Source organism: Bradyrhizobium sp. (genome assembly GCF_035652035.1).
Classification (GTDB): Bacteria; Pseudomonadota; Alphaproteobacteria; order Rhizobiales; family Xanthobacteraceae; genus Bradyrhizobium.
In genome coordinates this window covers 1-7,042 of sequence record NZ_DASREO010000070.1, presented here as the reverse complement: position 1 = coordinate 7,042, position 7,042 = coordinate 1, and the positions used below count along the sequence as shown (strand labels likewise).

The following is a 7,042-nucleotide window of genomic DNA, read 5'->3' as shown; positions in this document are numbered from 1 at the left end:
GAAACAGAGTCTTCTGATCGCGCGAGATGTGCACTTCAAGCCACTCGTCTCGCGTTTTCGGGGCCGTTTTCCGAGACGTGCCGTATACCTTGAGTTGAACCTGAAACACCACTATCGTGTACGGCTGATGGCGGGGCGTTTTATGAAGGCTACGTGGGGTAGCGAGCGGGGGCTACAGCAGCATGCCACGTAGAATCACGGCCACGTTCGAAGTGGTAACACCGCTTTTCCTCGGCGGGGCCGATCCCTCGGGCAGCGTCGAGCTCAGGGCGACAAGCATCAAGGGAGCTTTGCGCTTCTGGTGGCGCGCGCTCGCTTGGAGCCGCCATAACGGTGATCTCGGTGCGATCCGGACGGAAGAGCAGGAGGTTTTTGGGGCCGCAGGTCAGGAGGGCACTGCATCGAACGGTGGAACAGGACAGGCGAGCTTTATTCTTCGTGTCCTTCCGATTAAAGGGCTGAAGACCATCTCGAAGGATGACGTGCTTCGCACTGAAGCCGGCGACCCGGTCGGACCGGGAATGCGCTACTTCGGCTATGGCCTGATGGCGGCGTTCGGGCAAAATCCAGGTCAGTTGACCCGACCGTGCTTGTCTGCGCCGTTTCAGTTCTCGATCGAACTCGTCAGCCGCCGCCCATTCGCTGATTCAGTGATCGATGCGCTGAGAGTGATGGGTCTGCTCGGTGCGCTTGGAAGCCGCAGCCGTCGCGGATATGGGAGCCTGTCCTTGCTTTCGCTCGCAGGCGATGTCGAGGCGTGGACTTCGCCAAAAACCAAGGCGGAGTATGCCAATCAGCTAAAAACGCTTCTTCACCGTGGGCCGACTCGATCGAGGGAGCCGCCTTATTCTGCGTTCTCGGGACTTAGCCGAGTCGTCGTCGTGGCGGAGGGCAGTCATCCCCTTGCGCTCCTCGACCACGTTGGCAGGCAGATGCAGCGCTACCGCAGTTGGGGACATAACGGAAAGGTCAATGGCGAGGACAGTGAACGGAATTTTCAGGACGATCACGACTGGTTCAAGTCGAAAACGCATTTCAACGACGCACACCCTCGGAGAGCGATTTTCGGACTTCCTCACAACTATTCAAAAACGCTTGGTGTGTTGAGCCAGATCGCCGACCGTCGAGCAAGCCCGCTGCTTGTTCATGTTCACAAGCTTACACAGAACTACATCGCGGTTCTTTCTATCATTCGTTCGAGTTTCTTGCCCGGGGATGACAAAGTGTGGATATGGCAAGGCAGCCCAAAGCGCCCTGATGGTGATTCCAAGAAAATTCCGGCTAACCAACTTCGTGAACCGCATCTTGATTGGACGGTTATGAACGGCTTTATCGACGGGACTAACAAGAAAATTGGCCGGCCGTACTTTCCGAACTCTATGCAGATCTTGCCATGACAGACCGGCTGCTGCACTTCACCCTCGGTCCGGTTCAGGGCTTTGTCGCGCAGGCGCGACGGACGCGCGATCTCTGGGCGGGCTCATTCCTGCTGTCATGGCTCGCCGGCCAGGCGATGCAGGAGGTTACACAGAACGGGGGGACGATCCTCGTTCCCGATATCTCCGAGGACTCGCTCTTCCAAGCCATCGCCAAAGGTGCAGGCGAGCATGGACCCGCCATCGGGTCGCTCCCCAATCGGTTCAAGGCCACGGTACCTGAGACATTCGAGCCGACTCTCTGTCGTTCAGCCATCGAAAGAGCGTGGCACTGCCTCGCCAAGCGCATCTGGCAACGCTTTGTCGCACCCGTTGCGGGCCAGGGTAACGGCACCCAAGGCATCTGGAATCGACAAGTCCCCAGGTTCTGGGAAACAGCTTGGGTCATCGGTCCAGATCCCGGCGAGGGCAATGACCACGTTTGGCTCGATCAGCGCAAGAATTGGCGCACGCATCGCCCCCCGGTCGAAGGCGGCGACCATTGCATGCTGATGGGCGACTGGCAGGAACTGTCCGGCTTCGTCCGCTCGCGCGAACGCAAAGAGCAAGACGAGTTTTGGCGCGCACTCAAAGCGCATGTCGACAAAGAAAGCGGCAATCCCCTTCAACTCGACGAAAATGAGCGGCTTTGCGCCATGGCGCTGATCAAGCGCCTCTTTCCGCATGTAGCCAAGGACGTGCTCGGGTGGACGCCTTCCTGGGATGGCCAGCAACCTTTGCGCTGGCCGTCGACGCCGCGATTGGCGGCTACAGCTTGGCTGCGCCACGCCTGGACCAGGGCGCGTGAGGCGGCGGAAGCTTTTGCGGAACTTGCCAAAGGCGCCAAGGCTGGGCTGATGGAGCCATCGCTTGGGGGCGACAATGTGCTTTCGCAAGTGCCTGGAGCGCTGCTCCATCGCAGCGGCATCGAGAATGCCCGTCCCGATGAGCTTGCCGAAAGCAACGGTGACGCGGAAGCGATAAGAGGGAAATTGCTTGGGGCTTACACGGATCTCTCGGACCGGGCCGGCGAACCGTCCGCATTCTACGCTCTTTTGCTGATGGACGGCGACAGGGTCGGCGCTTTGCTTCGTAGTCAGGAGCCCGAAGTAACCAAAGGACTTGCCGATTTTTCATCGGGGGTTGACAAGGCTATCCGCCAACATGGCGGGAACACGATCTATGCGGGCGGCGACGACGTGCTCGCACTGCTGCCGCTGGAAGGCGCGGTCCCGGCGGCGCTGACGCTGCGGAACGCCTATCGCGGCGCGTTCGCCAAAATCCCGGCCGCGACGATTTCTGCGGCGCTGGTCTTCGCCCATTTCCATGTGCCGTTGCGCCATGTCCTGCGCGAGGCGCACAGACAGCTCGACGAGGTGGCGAAGGATGGCAACGGACGGGACAGTCTCGCCGCCTGTGTGCTGACGCAAAGCGGCGTGACGCGGGAGTGGGTCTCGACGTGGGAGACGGAGACGAACACGCCTGTGCAGACGATGATCGACGCCGCACGGGATATCGACGAGATGACATCCGGCCGATTCTTCTATGCCCTCCGCGATCAATATGAGAAAGCGATCGCCGGCAATATATTCGGTGAAACCGACATCAAGGCCCTTCTCCTTGCCGAATATCGCCGTAGCAGCGCAGGCGCCGGCCAGACTCTCGACGACGCCAGCGCCTGCGTGGAACGATTATTCGTACTGGCAAAGCGCAATCCCGCCGCTGAAGCCACGCAAATAGAAGTGGCGCCTTCCGTCTCGATGGACGGCCCGCTGATCGCCCGGTTCCTGGCGCGCGAGACGAGGCACGAATGACGACGCTCGTTCTCCATCCGCTCGATACGCTGTTCTTCCGGGACGGTCGGCCGTACAACCAGGACGATCCGGGGCAGGTCGAAGCTGCAAGCCTTTTCCCGCCGTACCCGCCGACGGTCGTCGGTGCCATCCGGGCGGCAACGGCGCGGGCCATGGGCTGGCCGGGCTCCCCGTGGGATGTCGCCGCGCTCGGCGACGGCGTCGACTGGCAGTCCGGCGATGGATCGCTCGGACCGCTGCGCTTCAGCGGGCCCTATATCATGCGCAACGGTGAACCGCTCTATCCTGCGCCGTTGAACCTTGTCGCCGGGAAGGGCGCCGATCTCATCACCTATCTTGCGCCGTCGGGTGAGGCGCTTAACACGGACATCGGCGCGGTTCGCTTGCCTGCGCCAATGAAGGAGGGGCAAGGCTTGAAGCCCCTCGAGGGACGCTGGCTCAACGCAAAAGCCATGGCGCGGGCGCTTAGCGGCGCGGAACTGAGGTCGAAACAGGTGGTGTGTGGTTCGTGTCTATCGCAAGCCGAGCCGCGCATCGGCATCCTGCGGGACACGGTGCGTCGCACCACGGTGGAACGTGCGCTCTATGCGGCAGGGCATGTGCGGCCCGCGCAGGATGTCGCGCTCGCCGTCGAAGTGGAGGGACTTCCCGACGTTGTCTTCGACGAAAACTTGGCATCGCTCGGCGGCGAAAGCCGAGGCGTCTGGATCGAGCAAAGAGACGATGGGATTCAGCTACCGCATGCGCCCAATCTCGCGCCTGATCGAGACGGCGCGCTGCGCTACACCGTCGTTGTCGTCACTCCCGCTGATCTCGATGACGAATGGCCCGGACCGGGCGAACGTCTCGCGGGATCAGCCGGCGAGGCATTGCCGGGCAGAATCGTCTCCGCCTGTACGGGCCGCGCGGTGATGGTCGGCGGATGGGATGGCACAGCCCGTGGGCCGTTGCCGCTTCGGCCGCTGGTTCCGGCGGGCAGCATCTGGTTTCTCGAGGCGGGGGCTGATGAGGCGGAAGCGGCGCGGTCATGGCACGGCCGCGCTATCGGACGATCGACGGGTTGGGGCTTCGGCCGCGTGCTGATCGGGCGCTGGGCGCCAGCGGGGGAGGAGGTATGACGACGGAGATCATCGGCCTTCTGGCCGAGACCTATATTCATCCGGGAACCGGCCAGTCCGCCGGCGCCATCGATCTCCCAGTCGCCCGCGAGCGGGTGACGCAATATCCTTTCATTCCTGGCTCCAGCATGAAGGGCGCGCTGCTGGACGCATCGCGCGGCAACGGCCTCGATACAGACCGGCTCTTCGGTCAGCAGGAAAACGCGGGGCAACTTCTCGTCTCCGATGCGCGGCTCCTGCTGCTGCCGGTGCGGAGCCTGACGAGTCCCTATGTCTGGCTCACCTGCCCCTATCTGATCGAGCGCTTCCGACGCGACATGGAGCGGGCCGGCAAAGGCGGCGCGCTGCCGAAGGTCACGCCTTTGACCGATGACAAAGCGCTGGCAGCAGGCACCACCGATCTCTTCCTGGAGGAAAGGCTGTTTGCGGTGGAAAACAAGCCGCCCGAGGAACTGGCCGCGGCAATTGGCACGCTGATTCCGCACGCCGAGGCCCGCGCCCGCCTGAGCAGGCAGCTCGCCATCGTTACGGACAAGGCGTTCGCTTGGTTCGCGCAATATGCGCTGCCGGTTCAGGCGCGCAATGTCCTCGACGAAGAGAAGAAGACGAGCAAGAACCTCTGGTACGAGGAAGCCCTGTCACCCGACACCCTGATGTATTTTGTCTTGGGCGAGCGTGCCGATGGCGCCGCAGCGAAGATCGCGACTTTTCTTGCCGAGCGCCGCTATCTTCAGGCCGGCGGTAACGAAACCGTGGGCCAGGGCTGGTTCGCCGTTCGACGTGTCGAAGGAGCGGCGTCATGACGGCGCAGACGCTCGAACAGAAGCGGGCGAAACACGCGCTTGACCAAGTCAAGGCACTCCTGAAAGACAAGCCGGGCAACTATCTTAGTTATGTCAATGCATTGCCAGCAGCCATCCTGATGAACGGTCTTGGCCAGGCGCTGGCGACGGAACGGGCGGCGAGTGACCCGGCGCATCACCAGCTGGCACAGCATGTGTCGGACTGGTTGCTCAGCCCGGAGGCACACACGAGATACGCCACGCCGGCTTCGGATGAGGCGAAGCTGGACGCCACGCAGCGGCTGCTCGGTCGGATCGTCGCGGGCGACCAGGATGCCTACCTGTGGGCTCAGACCGAGGCGATCGCTTACGTCACTTGGCTGAAGAAGTTCGCCAATGCTTTCCGCGATCCGCCGAGGAAAGAATGACGGCCCGCCCACCTCAGCGCCAGTCCCCTTCGGGCCGTCGAGACCGGCGTGACCGAAATCAGAATCGATCGTCAGGATCACATCAATACCCGCCGCCGAGCGGCAAGAGGCCGTTGTATGCAGCCGCAGCGAGCGCAACGCTGGTGTCAGCGACTACCGGCAATGCTGGTCTCTGGTACGACAAATTTTGTGATCGCTGGAAACCCGACTGGACCGGTTTTGCCGGCGACAGCGGCAAGCGCGACTGGATCGCGCAAATCGCTAATATCGACGCCGGCAATTCGCAGAAGAAGGTCGGCTACAGTGCGCTCATGACGGAAGCCGTCAAGCGCCTCGAAGACCTGGTCGAGGCGCAGGCAGGCCGCAGCTTTCGGCGGACGACCGCTTGGCGCTTCGTCACCGGACTTGGGCGCAATCATCCGGTGGAGAACGGCTTTGCCTGGCGCCACGATCTCGGTACGCCGTATATCGCCGGCTCCAGTCTCAAGGGGCTTGCCCGCGCCTATGCGCGCGACTGGGCGAGCCTCGACGACGAGACGCTCGAGCGCACCTTCGGCCCAAGGCCGGAAGCGGGTCTGGCCATCGGCAGCGTCGTTTTCCTCGACGCGCTGCCGATCGAACCTGTCGCCCTGGATGCCGACGTCATGACGCCGCATTACGGCCCCTGGTATCGGGGCGAGAATAACGCCGTCCCGGCCGACTGGCATTCGCCGACACCGATCCCCTTCCTCACGGTCGCGCCCGGGCAGACTTTTGTCTTTGCCATGCTGCCGCGAAACCGGTCGAACCAGCGAGATCAAGAAGATTGCAAAATGGTAGCCGATCTTCTGAACGAGGCGCTGGAAACGCTCGGCGCCGGCGCGAAGACCGCAGTCGGATATGGGCAGTTTGTCGAGGAGGAAGCCAAAGAGGACGAGTTCGGATCCCGCACGCCGAAGAAAACAGCATCCACACCGCGAGCCCCCGATCCTGAGAATTGGTCAGGACTCGAGGCGATTGTCTATAGCGAGGTCGTTCGGATAATCGAAGATCGCGGTGCGCAGCTGCTGGTTCGATTTCCGGACGGCAGTGAAGAACAAGTCGAGAGACACGAAGCGAGACTGCGAAACGGAGGACGCCGGAGATGACAGAACACCTGCTGCTTTTGTCAACCTGCGGGACCAGTGCGCTCACGAACGGTGCGGACCCGGATACTCTCAATTGGCTGAAAGATATAGCGAACAAGAACCAACTATCTGATGCCGATGCCAAGCGGCTGAATAAACATGTCGCCGAGCGCAGGGAGCGCCTTTTGCAAGCGAATCCGGCTGAACGTCGCCGGCTCAGCGCCGAACTCAATGGCGTCGCCGCGGTGCTTGACCGGTGGAAACCTCGTCGTATCCAGCACCTGTTGGTCCACACAGACACAGCGTCAGGCAAAGCCGCCGCAGACATTGTAGCGGCCATATTGGAGAAGGATGGAGGACAAGTGCAGCCTCTTACGGC

At 62.1% G+C, this 7,042-nt stretch carries 7 protein-coding genes; all 7 read left to right on the top strand.

Features of this window, described 5'->3' with window-relative positions:
* Window positions 1-182 precede the first annotated feature (182 nt).
* The gene (gene cmr1 / locus VFB05_RS17910) at window positions 183-1,397 is read left to right on the top strand and encodes a type III-B CRISPR module RAMP protein Cmr1 (protein WP_325014440.1); all 1,215 of its coding nucleotides are present in this window, start codon (window positions 183-185) and stop codon (window positions 1,395-1,397) included.
* Entirely contained in the window at window positions 1,394-3,229 is a 1,836-nt protein-coding gene (gene cas10 / locus VFB05_RS17905) for a type III-B CRISPR-associated protein Cas10/Cmr2 (protein WP_325014438.1), read from the top strand. Before cmr1 ends, cas10 begins: the two co-directional genes overlap by 4 nt.
* The gene (locus VFB05_RS17900; RefSeq protein ID WP_325014436.1) at window positions 3,226-4,347 is read left to right on the top strand and encodes a type III-B CRISPR module-associated Cmr3 family protein; all 1,122 of its coding nucleotides are present in this window, start codon (window positions 3,226-3,228) and stop codon (window positions 4,345-4,347) included. The genes cas10 and VFB05_RS17900 overlap by 4 nt, the downstream gene beginning before the upstream one ends.
* On the top strand, window positions 4,344-5,150 hold the full coding sequence (gene cmr4, locus VFB05_RS17895; RefSeq protein WP_325014434.1) for a type III-B CRISPR module RAMP protein Cmr4: 807 nt from the start codon (window positions 4,344-4,346) through the stop codon (window positions 5,148-5,150). Before VFB05_RS17900 ends, cmr4 begins: the two co-directional genes overlap by 4 nt.
* Window positions 5,147-5,557, top strand: coding sequence for a type III-B CRISPR module-associated protein Cmr5 (cmr5, locus tag VFB05_RS17890; protein WP_325014432.1), 411 nt, complete (start codon window positions 5,147-5,149; stop codon window positions 5,555-5,557). Before cmr4 ends, cmr5 begins: the two co-directional genes overlap by 4 nt.
* A gap of 143 nt (window positions 5,558-5,700) precedes the next feature.
* Window positions 5,701-6,684 (top strand): type III-B CRISPR module RAMP protein Cmr6, encoded by a 984-nt coding sequence (gene cmr6, locus VFB05_RS17885; RefSeq protein WP_325014430.1) that lies wholly within the window; start codon window positions 5,701-5,703, stop codon window positions 6,682-6,684.
* Window positions 6,681-7,042, top strand: a 362-nt coding sequence (locus VFB05_RS17880; RefSeq protein ID WP_325014428.1) for a hypothetical protein, incomplete at its 3' end; no start/stop codon positions are given. The genes cmr6 and VFB05_RS17880, both read left to right, overlap by 4 nt.

What these genes read in the sequence shown, in the direction of transcription:
- cmr1 (WP_325014440.1), top strand. Translation starts at nt 183, where the DNA reads ATGCCACGTAGAATCACGGCCACGTTCGAAGTGGTAACACCGCTTTTC.
- cas10 (WP_325014438.1), top strand. Translation starts at nt 1,394, where the DNA reads ATGACAGACCGGCTGCTGCACTTCACCCTCGGTCCGGTTCAGGGCTTT.
- VFB05_RS17900 (WP_325014436.1), top strand. Translation starts at nt 3,226, where the DNA reads ATGACGACGCTCGTTCTCCATCCGCTCGATACGCTGTTCTTCCGGGAC.
- cmr4 (WP_325014434.1), top strand. Translation starts at nt 4,344, where the DNA reads ATGACGACGGAGATCATCGGCCTTCTGGCCGAGACCTATATTCATCCG.
- cmr5 (WP_325014432.1), top strand. Translation starts at nt 5,147, where the DNA reads ATGACGGCGCAGACGCTCGAACAGAAGCGGGCGAAACACGCGCTTGAC.